This window comes from Streptomyces laculatispora (assembly GCF_017353455.1).
Lineage (GTDB): Bacteria > Actinomycetota > Actinomycetes > Streptomycetales > Streptomycetaceae > Streptomyces > Streptomyces laculatispora.
The window spans coordinates 1-14,840 of sequence record NZ_JAFMPZ010000090.1 but is presented as its reverse complement, the minus strand read 5'-3'; the positions used below and the strand labels follow the sequence as shown (position 1 = coordinate 14,840).

The following is a 14,840-nucleotide window of genomic DNA, read 5'->3' as shown; positions in this document are numbered from 1 at the left end:
GCCCATGGCCGTGAAGAAGAAGACCTCCGCCCCCGCCCCCGCCCCCGCGGCGACAGCACCGCGGGGGCGGGGGCGGGGGCGGAGGTCTTCTTCTTCACGGCCATGGGCGGCACGGTACGCGGCCATCAGGTCGGATTCCGTCCTGATCGCGCGGCCCCCGGGCCACGGCCTCGCACGCCGCCGTGCCCGCCGGGCGCGGGACCCGGGCCCTGGGGCCGTCCGCCCGCATCATGGACCGGTGATCAGCGTCCTCTTCGCCGTCCTGACCGCGCTCAGCAACGGATCCGCCTCCGTCCTCCAGCGCCGCGCCGCCCTCAACGTCCCCGACCGGGACGCGATGCGGGTGTCGCTGATCGGCCATCTGCTGCGCCAGAAGGTGTGGCTCGCGGGGATCGCTCTGGTGATCGTCGCGGCCGTCTGCCAGGCCGTGGCGCTCGCCACCGGGCCGATCGCGGTGGTCCAGCCGATCTTCGTGATCGAGCTGCCGGCGACACTGCTGCTGGCGGGGTTCGTGATGCGGGTGCGGGTGCCCCGGCCCGTCTGGTTCGGGGCGGCCGCCGTGACGGCCGGTCTGGCCCTCGGCATGGCATCGGCCGCTCCGGGCGGCGGGAGCGCCACGGTGCGCGGGGCGGCGTGGGTTCCGGCACTGATCCTGACCGGCCTCTTCGAGGCGGCCCTGATCGCCGGGGCACGGGCCACCCGCGGCAACTCCCGGGCAGCCCTGCTCGGCCTGGCCGCCGCCTGCGGGTACGCGCTCACCGCCGCGCTCATGAAGGACGCCATGGCGCGGCTCAGCGACGGCGGCGGGGTGGCGCTCCTGGAGTCCTGGCAGCTCTACGCCACCGCCGTAGCGGGCGTCGGCGCCCTGTTCCTCCTCCAGAACGCCCTCCAGGCAGGCAGCCTGGTCGCGGTCCAGCCGTGCCTGACCCTGGGCGACGCCCTGATCAGCGTCCTGTACGGGGTGACCCTGTTCGGCGAGGAGCTGCGCACCGGCTGGTGGCTGCTCCCCGAACTGCTGGCCCTGGGCCTGATCACCGCGGGCTGCGTCGAACTGGCACGGTCACCGCTGGCCGCCGGAAATGCGGCTTCCCCGTCCCGCACGCGCCGGGTGAAGTGATCACCACCGCGGTTGCGGGACGGGGAAGCCGCGTTCGGGGAACACGCCCCGGCTGTCTGCCGGCTACTTGCTCACGGCGAAACGCATCAGGGCCTGCTCGTCGCCCTGCTTGATCTTCCCGGTCTCGTTGATCACCTCGAGCTTCCAGCTCCCGCCGACGCGGAACGCCTTGGCCACGGCGCAGCCGTTGTCGTTGCTGAGCAGGCTCGGCCAGATGTCGGCGACCTGCTGGGTGGTACCGCCCGTCGCGTCGTACACCTTGAAGCTGATGTTGCGCGCGTTCTGGAAGGAGCTGTGCTTCTTGTACGCCGCGGCGATGAAGACGATGGACGTGATGTTGGACGGCACCCTGGCGAAGTCGACGGTCACGGTCTCGTCGTCGCCGTCACCACGCCCGGTCTGGTTGTCGCCGCTGTGCGCCAGCGAGCCGTTGCCCAGCGGGTCCAGCGAGTCCAGCCCGGCCAGCCGCACCGGCTCCGCGCCCTGCACCGCGATGGCGATGAGGTCGAGGTCGGTGCCCTTCTTCTGACGGAGCTTCCCCATCAGCCCGCCACTGCTGCCGACAGTGGGATCCCAGGACACCCCGATGGACAGATGGGTCACCCCGTCCAGATCCGCGGGGCCGTCTTCCTTCTTCAACGTGATCATGCGTGATCCTCTTCGTGGCGAGATTCCCTACAGGTCGAGTGTGCCTGGTGTCTTCCGCGGGCAGCCCACCAGGGGCAAAATTTCGACCAAGTGTTTGACGCCACGGGACAGATTGTCCTGCGTCGGCAGGATGTCACCGGACATGGGCACGTGATAGGGGTCCCGCGATGTCAGGACTCCCGGGGCACTCAAGGGCTCGACGCCCGAGCGGCCGCGGCCCGGCCGGAGGAGGATCCGCTCGCTGTGCCGGCCGCCGCAGTGGGGCGGCCGGCCCCGGCTCATCCGGCCGGTGCCCGCACCACCAGCGGCGTGCCGAGGAGCTGGTGCCCGCCGCTGGCGAGCATGCGTACCTCTCCGCGCTCACTGATCTCCGCCCGGACGATCCCGGTCTCGTCCTCATAGACCGGGTATCCGCCGGCCCCGGCCTGTGCGGTGCGCCGGACGGTCACCGTGTCGTCCTCGACCGCGGACGACTGAAACACCAGTTGATAGCTCTCCGGGTAATCCATGACGGCCTCTCCGTGGCTGCGTCGGCGGACGGCCTCTCCACGCGGTCTTCCGTGCCGGTCCCGCCCTGGGGGGGCGCTCGGGCCCACACCTTCCATCCTCCCTCACTCCGGCCGTCGCCGCCCATCCGCTGCCGCACGGCTGCGGGTCCGCTGCCGGGCCCCCTATCCTGAAGAGGTACGGGAAGTTCGAAGGCAATTGGGCTGCTGTGCCCCTCTTCTCCCGCGTCGTACGTGGGCATGACCGGGATCCCCGACATCGGAAAGGGACTCATCATGAAGGATGCCGACCGGGGCGACGAGGTCTACCAGCCCCAGCAGCCGGAGGCCTCCGACCCCGCAGACCTGCTCGACGCGGACGACACCCTGGACAACCGCGATGTCGCCGACGTCCTGGACGAGGGGTACTCGCCGCCCGAGCGGCCGTGGGCGGTGGAGGACCGGGGCACCACCGCGTCCGAACAGCACAGCGGCGAGACCCTGGAGGGCCGGCTGGCCCGGGAGCTGCCCGAGATCTCCGGCGAGCCCGGTGACGGCGTGGGCGATGTCCCGGACGGAAACGGCGAGCCCTGGGACGGCGAGGTCGGGACCGTACGTGCCGGGCGCCTCACCAGGGAGCTGGACCGCAACGACCCGGACACCACGGCCGGCGAGGACGTCGGGATCGACGGCGCGGCGGCATCGGCCGAGGAGGCCGCCATGCATGTCGTCCCGGACGGCCAGGTGTAGCCGCGGCCGTGGCCCGGGAACCCGCCGCGCTCCCCCGCCACCTCGCCCGTCCGTCGCGGCACCGCCGTAGCGAGGGAGAGTCAACATGCCGTACATCACCGTCGGCCGGGAGAACTCCGCCGATATCGAGCTGTACTACGAGGACCACGGCGCGGGCAGGCCGGTCGTCCTGATCCACGGGTTCCCGCTGAGCGGCGCGTCGTGGGAGAGGCAGCTCCCGGTCCTGCTCGGCGCCGGGTACCGGGTCATCACCTACGACCGGCGCGGTTTCGGCCGGTCGAGCAGGCCCGTCACCGGGTACGACTACGACACGTTCGCCGAGGACCTGAGCACCGTGATGGAGATGCTCGATCTCCAGGACGCGGTGCTGGCCGGGTTCTCCATGGGTACCGGCGAGGTCACCCGCTACCTCGGCAACCACGGCTCGCGCCGGGTCGGTCTGGCGGTCCTGGTGGCCCCCGTGCCGCCCTACCTGCTGAAGGCGGACGACAACCCCGCCGGCGTCGACCAGAGCGTCTTCGACGGCATCATGCGCGCTGCCGTCGCGGACCGGCCCGCCTATCTGACGGCGTTCCTTGATGACTTCAACAACACCGACAAGCTCGGCGGCACCCGGATCAGCGAACAGGCCCTGCGGATGCAGTGGAACGTGGCGGCGGACGCCTCCGCCCACGCCACGCTGGCCTGTGTACCGACGTGGCTGACGGACTTCCGCGACGACCTGCCGAAGAACGACGTGCCGACGCTGGTCGTGCAGGGCGACGAGGACCGCATCCTGCCCATCGACTCCACCGGGCGGCGACTGCCGGACCTCATTTCCGACAGCCGCCTCGTGGAGATCCCGGGCGGTCCGCACAACATCGGCTGGACCCACGCCGAGGAGCTCAACACCGCGCTGATGGGCTTCCTGGACGATCACCGGCGCTGACCGGCCCGTTGCCGGAGGCGTCGTTACCCCGGAGGTAATCGACCCGCTCCACGATGTCGGACATCGTGTTCCTCACCAGCACAACGCGCCCGGCCCACCGGCCGGAGCCGATGAGAGGAACCCACGATGACCTCGTACGACGACGCCGTCCAGCGCTACTTCGCCGCCTGGAACGCCGCCACCCCGGAGGAGCTGGAGAAGGCTGTCGCGGAGGCCTTCACCGAGGATGCCACCTACATCGACCCGCTGGCCGATGTGCGGGGACACGACGAGCTGGCGACCGCGATCAGCGGCGTCCAGCAGCAGTTCCCCGGCTTCGCCTTCCGCCCGGCCGGGGCCGTCGACGGGCACCACTCCCTCGTCCGCTTCAGCTGGGAACTGGTCGCCGCGGCGGACGGCTCGGCGCCCGTCGCCGGTTCGGACGTGATCACTCTCGCGGACGACGGGCGGATCAGCTCGGTGAGCGGATTCCTGGACCGGGTACCGGCCGTCTGACCCCCGGCGCTGTCCATGACGGGTGTCGCCCCGTCGCCGGGGCGACACAGCGGGCATCCGGCGGGGGCGTGGAAGCCCCAACCCGGTCCAGCGGCGCCGTGAGCGATGGCAGGGCGTGTCCGGCTCCCGGTCGGCGGCCGGCGCGGGCCGGATGGCGCAGCGATTTCTGGAATTAACCTCTGATGCCTTGTCATCGCCGGTTCTACGCGCATAGCTTGTGCTCCCTCATCACACTCTGAGGGGCAGTCTCCGTGCGCATATCCAGACCTCGTTCCGTCCTGCTGGCCGGCGCGGTCGCCGTGACCCTCTCGGCGACCGCCCTGCCCGCCGCCTTCGCGGCCCCGTCCTCGACCGCCGTGATCTCCGAGGTGTACGGGGGCGGCGGGAACTCGGGGGCGACGCTCACCCGCGACTTCGTCGAGCTGGCCAACGCCGGCTCCGCCGCGTACGACCTGTCCGGGTTCAGCGTCCAGTACCTGCCGGGGGCGCCGTCCGCCGGTTCGCAGTGGCAGGTGTCCCCGCTCACCGGCGCCGTCGCACCCGGCGGCCGCTATCTGGTCGCCCAGGCCGCGGGCACCGGCGGCACCGCCGGCCTGCCCGCCCCGGACGCCACCGGCACCGTCGCGATGGCCGCCGCGAGCGGCACGGTCGCGCTGGTCTCCGGCACCACGGCACTGACCTGCAAGACGGCGGCCGACTGCGCCTCGGACACCCGTGTCGTGGATCTGGTGGGCTATGGCTCCGCGGTCGTCCGGGAGGGCGGCGGACCGGCGACGGGCGCCTCCGCCACCGCCTCCGTGGCGCGTGCGGCCTCGCTCGCGGACACCGACGACAACGCCGCCGACCTGTCGGCGGGCGCCCCGACGCCGGTCAACGCGGCCGGTGAGACGCCCGGCGGCGAGGACCCCGGCGACCCGGGCAACCCCACCGAGCCCGGCACCGTGCGCGTGCACGACATCCAGGGCACCACCCGGGTCTCCCCGCTGGACGGCCAGGCGGTGACCGGGGTCCCCGGCGTCGTCACGGCGGTCCGCACCACGGGTTCGCGCGGCTTCTGGATCCAGGACCCCTCGCCGGACGCGGATCCCCGTACCTCCGAGGGCGTCCTCGTCTACACCGGCTCCGCCACCCCGACGGTCTCGGTGGGCGACTCGGTCCTGGTCAGCGGCACGGTGGACGAGTACTACCCGTCGGCCACCACGCAGTCCATCACCGAGATCACCGCCCCCAGGACCACGGTCCTCTCCTCGGGCAACGCGCTGCCGGCACCGGTGGCGCTCAACGCGGCCTCGGTGCCCGCCGGCTACCTCCCCTCGGCGGGCGGCGGCTCGATCGACGCGCTGCCCCTCGAACCGGCGACGTACGCGCTCGATCTCTACGAGTCCCTGGAGGGCACCCGGGTCGAGACCGCCGACACTCGGGTCACAGGCGCCACGAGCTCCTACGGCGAGGTCTGGGTGACCGTCGAGCCCGGGCAGAACCCGACCCGGCGCGGCGGCACGCTGTACTCCTCGTACACCGACCAGAACACCGGCCGGATCAAGGTGATGTCGCTCGACAGCGCCCGGCGCGTCCCGGTCGCGAACGTGGGCGACGTGCTGGCCGGCACCACCACCGGTGTGCTGGACTACGACTCCTTCGGCGGCTACAGCCTCCAGGCCACCCAGCTGGGCACGCTCACCGACCGGCACCTGAAGCGTGAGGTCACCAGGAAGCAGAAGCGCGACGAACTCGCCGTCTCCACGTACAACGTGGAGAACCTCGACGCGCTCGACGACCAGGGCAAGTTCGACACCCTGGCCGAGGGCGTCGCGGTCAACCTGGCCTCTCCCGACATCGTGTCGCTGGAGGAGATCCAGGACGACAACGGCGCGGTCAACAACGGCACGGTCGGCTCCGAGGCGACCCTGAAGCGGTTCACGGACGCGATCGTCGCGGCGGGCGGCCCGCGGTACTCCTGGCGCTACGTGGCTCCGCAGGACGGCAAGGACGGCGGCGAGCCCGGCGGCAACATCCGTAACGTCTTCCTCTTCAACCCCGCCCGGGTCTCCTTCGTGGACCGCGCCGGCGGCGACGCGACCACGGCGGTGAAGGCCGTACGGACGAAGAAGGGCGTCACCCTGTCGGCCTCCCCCGCCCGGATCAACCCGCTGGACGAGTCCTGGTCCGACAGCCGCAAGCCCCTGGTCGGCGAGTTCCGCTTCCGCGGGGAGCCGGTGTTCGTCATCGGCAACCACTTCACCTCCAAGGGCGGCGACCAGCCGCTGCACGGCCGCTACCAGGCACCGACGCGCAGCTCGGAGACCAAGCGGGTGAAGCAGGCGGCGGAGGTCAACACCTTCGTCAAGTCACTTCTGGCGGCGGACAAGTCGGCACGGGTCATCACGCTCGGCGACCTGAACGACTTCGCGTTCTCGCCGACGATGTCCGCGCTGACCGCCGGGAAGGCGCTCAAGCCGCTGATCGACACGCTGCCGGCGAACGAGCGGTACAGCTATGTGTACGAGGGCAACTCGCAGACGCTGGACCACATCCTGACGAGCCCCGGCATCCGGCGCTTCGACTACGACGTGGTGCACATCAACGCGGAGTTCGCGGACCAGGCCAGCGACCACGACCCGCAGATCGTGCGGGTGAAGACCGGCGGTTCCGGCCACGGGCACCACGGACACCACTGATCCCGCGCGGGCGGGCGGCTCAGCCGCCCGCCCGCGGCAGGGCCGCTCCGGCCGCGCTCGCACGCGGGCGCGGCACTGCGAGGGCGCCCAGGGCGGGCGCCGTCTCCAGGGGGCGGTCGGTGAAGAAACGGGCGACCAGGTCCGCCACGTCGTCGGGGCGTTCCAGGACGACCCAGTGGTCGGAGTCGCCGATGGTCAGGAACCGGCTGCCCTCGATCGTCGCCGCGAAGGCGCGCTGCCGTTCGGGCGAGGTCACCGTGTCGTGCTCGCCCGCGAAGACGAGCGCGGGCACGCCGCTCAGCCCGCCGGAGAAGTCCGGCCGGTGGCCCAGCGCCCTGCGCAGTGACTGCGCGGCGTGCGGGGAATGGGTCAGCGCGTGCAGGAACGAGCGCCGGACGTAGCGCCGGGCGAGCTCCCTGCGGTGCACGGTGCGATCCGGGTCCAGGCACATCAGCGCCTCGGCGGTCAGGGTGGCGAGCCCCTCCATGTCACCGGCTCCCAGCCGGTCGACCGCCCGGCCCCACTGGGTGCGCTGGGCGTCGCTGATGTGGGCCGGTACACCGCCGAGCACCAGCCGGGCGATGCGGCCCGGGTTCTGCCGGGCGCAGCCGAACGCGATCGACGTGCCGTAGGAGAAGCCGAAGAGGTTGACCCGGGGTACGGCCAGGTCGTCGATGATGCCGGCGACGGCCGCGTACAGGATGTCGTCGCCGGTGCCGGGCGGCAGCGGATCGGCGCCGCCCATGCCGGGCAGGTCGGCGGTGACGACCTGGGCCTGCGGTCCCAGGTGCTCGTCCATCTGCGGCCAGCCGTACACCCCCTGGAGCGCGCCGCCCAGGACGATGACCGGCTCGGTGCGGGGCGAGGGCTGCGGCAGGGTCCGGTAGCTGTAGCGCAGCCCGTGCACGGACAGGTTCCGGATGATCTCGTCGGGCATGGTGACCGTCCTTAGAGGGTCCGGCAATGGGGGTGGAAGAAGACACGGGGTGGGTGCGTGCACCTGCGAGGCGCGGGAGGGAGTCAACGCGGACGCGCGTGCCCGGCCCCGCGGCGCCGCCCCCCGATGTGCCGGGCCCTCTTACGTGTCGCCGCGCGGTCAGGCCCTGGTGAGGACGAGTGCGGCGTTGTGCCCGCCGAAGCCGAGCGAGGTCTTGACGGCCGCGTCGAACGCCGCGGGCCGGGCCTGCTTGCTCACCACTTCGAGCGGGATCTGCGGGTCGGGGGCGTCCAGGTTGACGGTGGGCGGGACGAGTTGGTGCTGGAGGGCCGGCACGGTCAGCGCGGTCTCGATGCCGCCCGCGGCGCCGAGGGTGTGTCCGGTCATGGCCTTCGTGGACGTGACGAGGGGGTGCTCGCCGAGTACCCGGCGCAGCATCGTGGCCTCGATCAGGTCGTTCGACACGGTCGAGGTGCCGTGGGCGTTGACATGCCCGATGTCCGCCGCGCCGACTCCGGCGTCCGCGAGGGCGGCGCGCAGGGCCCGTTCGATGCCGAGGCCCTCGGGGTCCGGTGCGACGGCGGAGTACGCGTCGCTGGACGCGCCGTATCCGGCGAGGTGCGCGCGGACGGTGGCGCCGCGGGCGCGGGCGTGTTCCGGGCGTTCCAGTACGAGGAGTCCGGCGCCCTCGCCGACGACGAAGCCTTCGCGGTGGGTGTCGAACGGGCGGCAGGCCGACTCGGGGTCGTCCCGGCGGGTGGAGACGGCCTTCAACTGGCAGGCGCTGGCGATCAGCAGCCGGGAGCAGACCGATTCGGCGCCGCCGGCGACGACGATGTCGCAGGCCCCGGTGCGCAGCATCTGGTGCGCGGTGCCGATGGCGACGGTGCCGGACGAGCAGGCGGTGGAGACGGCCTGGCTGGGGCCGTGCGCGCCGAGGTCGGTCGCGACGCTGCTGGCCGCGCCGTTGACGACGGTGAGCGGGGCGGGTTGGGCGAGACCCGGCGGGCGCCGCGCTCGGTGAGGGCGGTGTGCTGCGCGTCGTAGAAGGGCAGTCCGCCGTGGGCGGAGCCGATGACGACGGCGACGCGGGCGCTGTCCCAGACCGAGGGGTCGAGCCCGGCGTCCGCGACGGCCTCACGGGCGGCGATGACGGCGAGTTGCGAGAAGCGGTCCATGAGCCGCTGGGTCGCCACCCCGAGGACCGCCCTCGTATCGAGGCCCGTGATGGTGTACATGAAGTCGCAGGGCAGGTCGTGGAGTTCGGGCCGGTGCGGGACGCAGGGCGCGGTGGCGGCCTCGGACACCCCGCGCCAGGTGGCCGCGGTGCCCACGCCCACCGCGGTGACGAGGCCGATCCCGGTGACGGCGGCGGCGAACGGTTCGGGGCGGTACCGGGCTGTCATGCCGCGGCCTTGCGGTGCACGGCGTCGACCAGTTGGCCGACGGTGTCGCGCGAGGTCAGCTGGACGTCGTCCAGGTCGACGCCCATCCGGTCCTCGATGAGGAGACGCAGTTCCTCCAGGGCCAGGGAATCCAGCCTGAGCTGACGGAGCGACGCTTCGGGGCGGATTGCCACGGGTTCGGTTCCGAAGTTCGCCACCAGCAAGGTGCTGATCTCGTCTGCCGTACTCATGGGCACTCCTCCGCTGTCGTACGCGGTGACGCCTTGCCGCGTGAGAGGTCACTGCCGTCGGGGGACGCCGGCCGGTCCGGAGGCACCCTTTGTACGCCCTGTCGGCAGTGGCTCCGGTCCGCGTTCCCCCGTGCGGTGGGAGGGCTGGGCAGGTGTACGAATCCCCTGGTGTGCGCCCCGGGCCGAATCGACGGGGCGCGACGGTTCCGCCCGCCTTCAGGAGCCGGCCCGCAGGGCTCCTCCTGGAGGGGTTCCGCCCGTAAAATCCGCGATCATGAACACCGAATCCACACAGGCCGCCGAGGTCTCCGCCGACGCCCGCGCCCTGTTCTCCACCATGTCCACGATGCGCGCCATGCGCCGCCTCAGACCGGAACCCGTGCCGGACGAGACGCTGGAGCAGCTCATACAGGCCGCCGTCTGGGGTCCCAGCGGCGGCAACATGCAGTGTTACGAGTACGTCGTGGTGACCGACCGTGAGGTGATGGCGCGTCTGGCGCCGCTGTGGAAGCGGTGCGTGGACGCGTACCTGGCGACGACCGGGAAGTACGCGCCGAAGGGCATGGACGACGCGGCGTACGGCCGGATGGTGGCCGCGATCGAGTACCAGCGCGACCACTTCGCCGACACCCCGGCGCTGGTCGTGCCCTGCTACCGGTTCCCGGAGCCCCGGATCGAGGAGGAGGGCCTGGTCGCGTACGCGCAGGCGCTCGGCCCGGCGGGCGTCGAGCACATGACGAACACTCAGACCAGGTTCCAGACGCTCGCCGAGGGCTCCTGCGTCTATCCCGGGGTGCAGAACCTGCTGCTCGCCGCCCGCGCGCTGGGGCTCGCGGCGAACGTCACCATCTGGCACCTGATGCTGGAGCAGGAGTGGAAGGAGGCCCTCGGCATCCCCGAGGACATGCAGACCTTCGCCGCCGTTCCGATCGGGTGGCCGAAGGGCAACTTCGGTCCGGTCCGGCGCCGCCCGGTGGCGGACGTCATCCACCGCGACCACTGGTAGGCCGGCCGGCCCGGATCCGGGATCCCCGGGTCCGGGCCGCCGCCTGGCAGCGCCGGGCCTGCGCGCCCAAATCCGCACCTCAACTCCATTGGAGTGAAAGGGAGTTCGACACGCAGCGCGATGATTGTCATGCCCTGGACAGATCGATACCCTGAGCGGGCTTGGCGGCCCCTCGGCCCACCCCACTCGGGCCCGGGGGCCGTTCTTCTCCCCCCACAGAGCAGGAGCAGGTATGCCCAGCCGCCCCGCAGCCCACACCAAGGCCCGCGCATCCGTGCTGGCGGCCCTCACCGCCACCGTCCTGACCGTCACCGGTACCCCGGCCCTCGCCGCCTCGGACTCCGGCCACCCGATGAACCAGGCCTTCGAGCGGGCGGCCGGCCGGTTCGGCGTACCGCGTGACCTGCTCGCCGCCGTCGGATACGGCGAGACCCGCCTCGACGGCCACTCCGGACTCCCCAGCCAGGCGAACGGCTACGGCGTGATGCACCTCGCCAGCAACCCCGGGAACCAGACCCTGGAGCAGGCCGCCGCCCTGACCGGCAAGCCCCTTGCCGACCTCCGCGCCGACACCGGGGCCAACATCCTGGGCGGCGCGGCGGTGCTGCGCGGTTACGCGGACAAGCTGGGCCTGGACGCCCGGGACCGGGCGGACATCGATGCCTGGTACCCGGCCGTCGCCCGGTACAGCGGGACCGAGGGCCCGGCCGCCGCCCTCTACGCCGACACGGTCTACACCTTCCTGGCGGACGGGCTCGACGCCGTCACCCCGGACGGCGAGCGGATCTCGGTGACGGGCCGCCCGGTCTCCCCGCACAAGGGCTCGCTCGCCGCCACGGAGCCGGGTGCCCGCAGCGCCGACTACCCGGCCGCGCTCTGGGTCCCGGCCAGCGCGAACAACTTCGCGGCGGGCCGCTCGGCAGCGATCGACAAGGTGATCATCCACGTCACGCAGGGCTCGTACGCGGGCTCGATCAGCTGGTTCCAGAACCCGACGGCCGAGGTGAGCTCGCACTACGTGGTGCGCTCGTCCGACGGCCAGATCACCCAGATGGTGCGCGACAGCGACACCGCGTACCACGCACGGAGCGCCAACTCCTCGGCGCTCGGTATCGAGCACGAGGGATTCATCGACGACCCCTCCTGGTTCACGGAGCCGATGTACCGGTCGTCGGCGGCCCTGACCGCATACCTGTGCGACCGGTACGGAATCCCGAAGGACCGGGCGCACATCATCGGCCACAGCGAGGCACCGGGCAACGACCACACCGACCCCGGCCCGAACTGGGACTGGACGCACTACATGCAGCTGGTGGGCGGCGACACCGGGGGCGGCACCACCCCCGACGGGCTGAGCTTCACCGCGTACACCACCCAGCGAAGCGGCTCGACGGGCGCCCAGGTCAAGGCCGTCCAGCAATTGCTGAACGAGCAGGGCCAGGCGGCGGGCGCGGCCGACGGCAGCTTCGGCCCGGCCACACTGAGCGCGGTGGCGGCCTACCAGGCGGCGCACGGGCTGGACCAGGACGGCGTCGTGGGAGCCAGGACCTGGACCGCGCTGCTGTCGGCGGGCTCGACTGCGACGCTCCAGGTGGGCGCTTCGGGCGACGGTGTGAAGCGGCTCCAGCGCGCGCTGACCGCGGCGCTCGGCTCGGCCGTCGGCATCGACGGGAGCTTCGGCCCGGCGACGACGACGGCGGTGCGCGGCTACCAGACGAGCCGGGGCCTGACGGCCGACGGCATCGTGGGGCCGGACACCTGGGCGGCGCTGCAGGCGGGCCGCTGACGGACATGTCACGGGCGGGCGCGGCGCGCCCGCCCGTGACATGCGGGAACACCCGGACGTCACGTTTGGGTAACCCGCCGGAAACCCTTGACGTTTCTCCTGACGTCTTCCTAATCTCCTCGTGTAGTCGTACTTCACGTGCTGCGGCGCTTTCCGCAGTGTTTTGACAGGCACAGACATAGACCACCTGTCGGTGGTTTCGTCATGCCTGTTTTTTTGTGCTCCCCGTGCCGCCGATGGGTCTTCCTCGAAGGCGGATTCATGGCACAACGTCCGAGCGTCAAAGGCGTCGCCGACGTCGTTGCGCTCATCGATGGGCTGGGAAAGATCACCGGCCGGGCGCAAGTCATCTGGTTTCTCGTATTCGGCGGGCTGTTCCTCGACGCCTACTCGAACGCCGCGCTGAGCGCCGGTCTGGGACCGATGACGTCCCAGATGGAGCTGACCAGCACGCAGGTCTCGATCCTCACGGCCACCGCTCCGGCCCTGGCGATCATCTTCAACCCCATCGGCGGCTGGCTCGCCACCCGGATCGGCCGGGTCCCCCCGCTGCTCATCGCCAAGGTCTTCGCCATCGCGGGCGCCCTGCTCGCCGCGTTCGCCGGTGACTTCACCGTCGTCTGGCTGGGCCGGGTCCTGGTGGGCGTCGCGTACGGCATCGACTTCGCCGTCGCCATGGCGCTGCTCGCCGAGTACACCCCCGCCAAGCTCGGCGGCCGGCTGAACCTGTGGCAGGCGGTCTGGTACGTCGCCACCACCAGCAACCTCGCGCTCGCCCTGCTCTTCTTCAACCTGGACGTCGGCGCGGACATCTGGCGCTGGTCGGTGGGGTCGGCCGCGGTCGTGGCCCTGGCGCTGCTGGTGGGCCAGTGGCTGATGCTCAGGGAGAGTCCGACCTGGCTGGCCAGCAAGGGCCGGCTGGACGAGGCCGTCCTCAACCTGGACCGGATCTACCGGATCAAGGCCGTCGCCGGGAAGCCGGACGAGGCGACCCGCGCCGCGGTCGCCGCGCCCGCCATCGGCTTCCGCCAGGCCGGACTGCTTTTCAAGGGCGAGTACCTGCCGCGCACCATCCTCTCCTCGGTGATCTCGCTCGGGCAGTCGATGCAGTACTTCGCGGTCGGCTGGTACCTCCCGCTGATCAGCCTGACGATCTTCGGCGAGAGCTTCGAGAAGGCCACGATCGGCTCGATGGTGTTCAACGCCTTCGGCATCGCGGGCGGGCTGCTGTCCGCGTACTTCGGCCGCCGGCTCGGACTGCGGCTCAGCTCCGCCGCCGGATTCGGCGGGGTCTTCGTCGCCCTGATCGCGATGGGGCTGACCTTCGAGAAGGTCCCGACAGCGGTGGCGTTCCTGCTGCCGGTGCTGTTCATCCTGTGCCACTCCGCGGGCCCCGGCGCCAACGGCAAGTCCATCGCCGCGCTCTCGTACAGCAGTGACGTGCGCGCGCTCGGCACCGGTGTCACCGGGATGGTCGGCAGTTTCGGCAGTGTCGCCGGGCTGTACCTCTTCCCGCAGATCAAGGAGTCGCTCGGCCTGGCCGACACCTTCCTGGTCCTCGCCGTCGTGCCGCTGCTCGGCATGATCACCTGCCTGGCCATCAAGTGGGACCCGATGAAGGCCGCATCCCCCGACGAGACGGCGGCGCTCCGCACCGCCGACGCGGACGAGCGGGAATCCGAGGAGTCCGCGGCCGCGCGCTGACCGTCCGCCGCGCCTGCCGCACCACACGATGGTCCCTCTCCCCCTCCGTACAGCTCGCGATGCTCGCAATGAAAGGGCTGCAATGACGCAGACGCTCCCCGGCGCCGCCCCACGGCGCGGTGTGCTGGCCATCGACGAGGGCACCACCGGCACCAGGGCCGGAGTCGTTCTCGACTCCGGCGGGGCGCACGAGGTGTTCTACCGGTCGATCAGGGTCAGCCATCCGGACGACCTCTCGGTCGAGCAGGATCCGATGGAGATCTGGACCGCCACCCTTGAGGTGGCGCGCCGGGCCATCGGCGCCGCACGGGCGGAGGGCATCGCGATCACCGCGGTCGCGCTCTCCACCCAGCGGGCCACCGCGATGCTCTGGGACCGGGTCACCGGGCGGCCGCTGCTGCCCGCCGTGGTGTGGCAGGACCGGCGGTACGCCGCCGAACTCACCGCTCACGAGGCGCGGTGGGACGCCGCCCTCACGGCCCGCCAGGGCCGGCCGGTCGGTGCCCGCGCGCCGTTCCTCTGGGCCGCCCGGCAGATCGCCGCCCACCCGGAGGTGTCCGCCGCCCACCGCGAGGGCCGGCTGCTCTTCGGCACCGTCGACACCTGGCTGATCTGGCGCCTGACCGGGGGCGCCGTGCACGCCACCACCCCGACCAACGCCGCCTCCAGC

Annotated in this window: 13 protein-coding genes and 1 pseudogene; 9 read left to right on the top strand and 5 right to left on the bottom strand. The window is 71.9% G+C overall.

The window, feature by feature from the left end; translation table 11 throughout:
- Nucleotides 1-238 precede the first annotated feature (238 nt).
- On the top strand, nucleotides 239-1,117 hold the full coding sequence (locus J1C73_RS04975) for a DMT family transporter (RefSeq protein ID WP_207315258.1): 879 nt from the start codon (nucleotides 239-241) through the stop codon (nucleotides 1,115-1,117).
- Between the two features lie 63 nt (nucleotides 1,118-1,180).
- Here J1C73_RS04975 and J1C73_RS04970 read toward each other — a convergent pair whose 3' ends face one another.
- On the bottom strand, nucleotides 1,181-1,765 hold the full coding sequence (locus tag J1C73_RS04970; RefSeq protein ID WP_123463583.1) for a TerD family protein: 585 nt from the start codon (nucleotides 1,763-1,765) through the stop codon (nucleotides 1,181-1,183).
- Between the two features lie 278 nt (nucleotides 1,766-2,043).
- On the bottom strand, nucleotides 2,044-2,274 hold the full coding sequence (locus J1C73_RS04965; protein ID WP_123463581.1) for a DUF6296 family protein: 231 nt from the start codon (nucleotides 2,272-2,274) through the stop codon (nucleotides 2,044-2,046).
- Nucleotides 2,275-2,547: 273 nt separating this feature from the next.
- Here J1C73_RS04965 and J1C73_RS04960 point away from each other — a divergent pair, with 273 nt between their 5' ends.
- The 4 genes from J1C73_RS04960 (at nucleotide 2,548) to J1C73_RS04945 (ending at nucleotide 7,101) form a co-directional block, all read left to right on the top strand.
- A complete protein-coding gene (locus tag J1C73_RS04960; protein WP_207315257.1) occupies nucleotides 2,548-3,000 on the top strand; it encodes a DUF5709 domain-containing protein in 453 nt (150 codons plus the stop codon).
- An 85-nt stretch (nucleotides 3,001-3,085) separates the two neighbouring features.
- The gene (locus tag J1C73_RS04955) at nucleotides 3,086-3,928 is read left to right on the top strand and encodes an alpha/beta fold hydrolase (RefSeq protein WP_207315256.1); all 843 of its coding nucleotides are present in this window, start codon (nucleotides 3,086-3,088) and stop codon (nucleotides 3,926-3,928) included.
- 126 nt (nucleotides 3,929-4,054) lie between these two features.
- Nucleotides 4,055-4,423, top strand: coding sequence for a nuclear transport factor 2 family protein (locus tag J1C73_RS04950; RefSeq protein WP_207315255.1), 369 nt, complete (start codon nucleotides 4,055-4,057; stop codon nucleotides 4,421-4,423).
- Between the two features lie 251 nt (nucleotides 4,424-4,674).
- Nucleotides 4,675-7,101, top strand: a complete 2,427-nt coding sequence (locus J1C73_RS04945) for a DUF8508 domain-containing protein (protein WP_207315254.1) — start codon at nucleotides 4,675-4,677, stop codon at nucleotides 7,099-7,101.
- A gap of 19 nt (nucleotides 7,102-7,120) precedes the next feature.
- Here J1C73_RS04945 and J1C73_RS04940 read toward each other — a convergent pair whose 3' ends face one another.
- The 3 genes and pseudogenes from J1C73_RS04940 to J1C73_RS04930 form a co-directional block, all read right to left on the bottom strand.
- On the bottom strand, nucleotides 7,121-8,038 hold the full coding sequence (locus J1C73_RS04940) for an alpha/beta fold hydrolase (RefSeq protein ID WP_207315253.1): 918 nt from the start codon (nucleotides 8,036-8,038) through the stop codon (nucleotides 7,121-7,123).
- Nucleotides 8,039-8,197: 159 nt separating this feature from the next.
- Nucleotides 8,198-9,444 (bottom strand): annotated as a pseudogene (locus tag J1C73_RS04935) (beta-ketoacyl-[acyl-carrier-protein] synthase family protein).
- On the bottom strand, nucleotides 9,441-9,674 hold the full coding sequence (locus tag J1C73_RS04930) for an acyl carrier protein (protein WP_207315252.1): 234 nt from the start codon (nucleotides 9,672-9,674) through the stop codon (nucleotides 9,441-9,443). Before J1C73_RS04930 ends, J1C73_RS04935 begins: the two are co-directional and overlap by 4 nt.
- A 274-nt stretch (nucleotides 9,675-9,948) precedes the next feature.
- Here J1C73_RS04930 and J1C73_RS04925 point away from each other — a divergent pair, with 274 nt between their 5' ends.
- From J1C73_RS04925 to J1C73_RS04910, 4 genes are all read left to right on the top strand, one after another.
- Nucleotides 9,949-10,680 (top strand): nitroreductase family protein, encoded by a 732-nt coding sequence (locus J1C73_RS04925; protein WP_207315251.1) that lies wholly within the window; start codon nucleotides 9,949-9,951, stop codon nucleotides 10,678-10,680.
- 232 nt (nucleotides 10,681-10,912) lie between these two features.
- The gene (locus J1C73_RS04920; protein WP_207315250.1) at nucleotides 10,913-12,466 is read left to right on the top strand and encodes a peptidoglycan-binding protein; all 1,554 of its coding nucleotides are present in this window, start codon (nucleotides 10,913-10,915) and stop codon (nucleotides 12,464-12,466) included.
- A gap of 261 nt (nucleotides 12,467-12,727) precedes the next feature.
- Entirely contained in the window at nucleotides 12,728-14,170 is a 1,443-nt protein-coding gene (locus J1C73_RS04915) for an MFS transporter (RefSeq protein ID WP_207315249.1), read from the top strand.
- An 82-nt stretch (nucleotides 14,171-14,252) separates the two neighbouring features.
- On the top strand, nucleotides 14,253-14,840 hold a 588-nt coding region (locus tag J1C73_RS04910), incomplete at its 3' end, for an FGGY family carbohydrate kinase (protein ID WP_242643740.1).

What these genes read in the sequence shown, in the direction of transcription:
- J1C73_RS04970 (WP_123463583.1), bottom strand. Translation starts at nt 1,765, where the DNA reads ATGATCACGTTGAAGAAGGAAGACGGCCCCGCGGATCTGGACGGGGTG.
- J1C73_RS04965 (WP_123463581.1), bottom strand. Translation starts at nt 2,274, where the DNA reads ATGGATTACCCGGAGAGCTATCAACTGGTGTTTCAGTCGTCCGCGGTC.
- J1C73_RS04960 (WP_207315257.1), top strand. Translation starts at nt 2,548, where the DNA reads ATGAAGGATGCCGACCGGGGCGACGAGGTCTACCAGCCCCAGCAGCCG.
- J1C73_RS04955 (WP_207315256.1), top strand. Translation starts at nt 3,086, where the DNA reads ATGCCGTACATCACCGTCGGCCGGGAGAACTCCGCCGATATCGAGCTG.
- J1C73_RS04950 (WP_207315255.1), top strand. Translation starts at nt 4,055, where the DNA reads ATGACCTCGTACGACGACGCCGTCCAGCGCTACTTCGCCGCCTGGAAC.
- J1C73_RS04940 (WP_207315253.1), bottom strand. Translation starts at nt 8,038, where the DNA reads ATGCCCGACGAGATCATCCGGAACCTGTCCGTGCACGGGCTGCGCTAC.
- J1C73_RS04930 (WP_207315252.1), bottom strand. Translation starts at nt 9,674, where the DNA reads ATGAGTACGGCAGACGAGATCAGCACCTTGCTGGTGGCGAACTTCGGA.
- J1C73_RS04925 (WP_207315251.1), top strand. Translation starts at nt 9,949, where the DNA reads ATGAACACCGAATCCACACAGGCCGCCGAGGTCTCCGCCGACGCCCGC.
- J1C73_RS04920 (WP_207315250.1), top strand. Translation starts at nt 10,913, where the DNA reads ATGCCCAGCCGCCCCGCAGCCCACACCAAGGCCCGCGCATCCGTGCTG.
- J1C73_RS04915 (WP_207315249.1), top strand. Translation starts at nt 12,728, where the DNA reads ATGGCACAACGTCCGAGCGTCAAAGGCGTCGCCGACGTCGTTGCGCTC.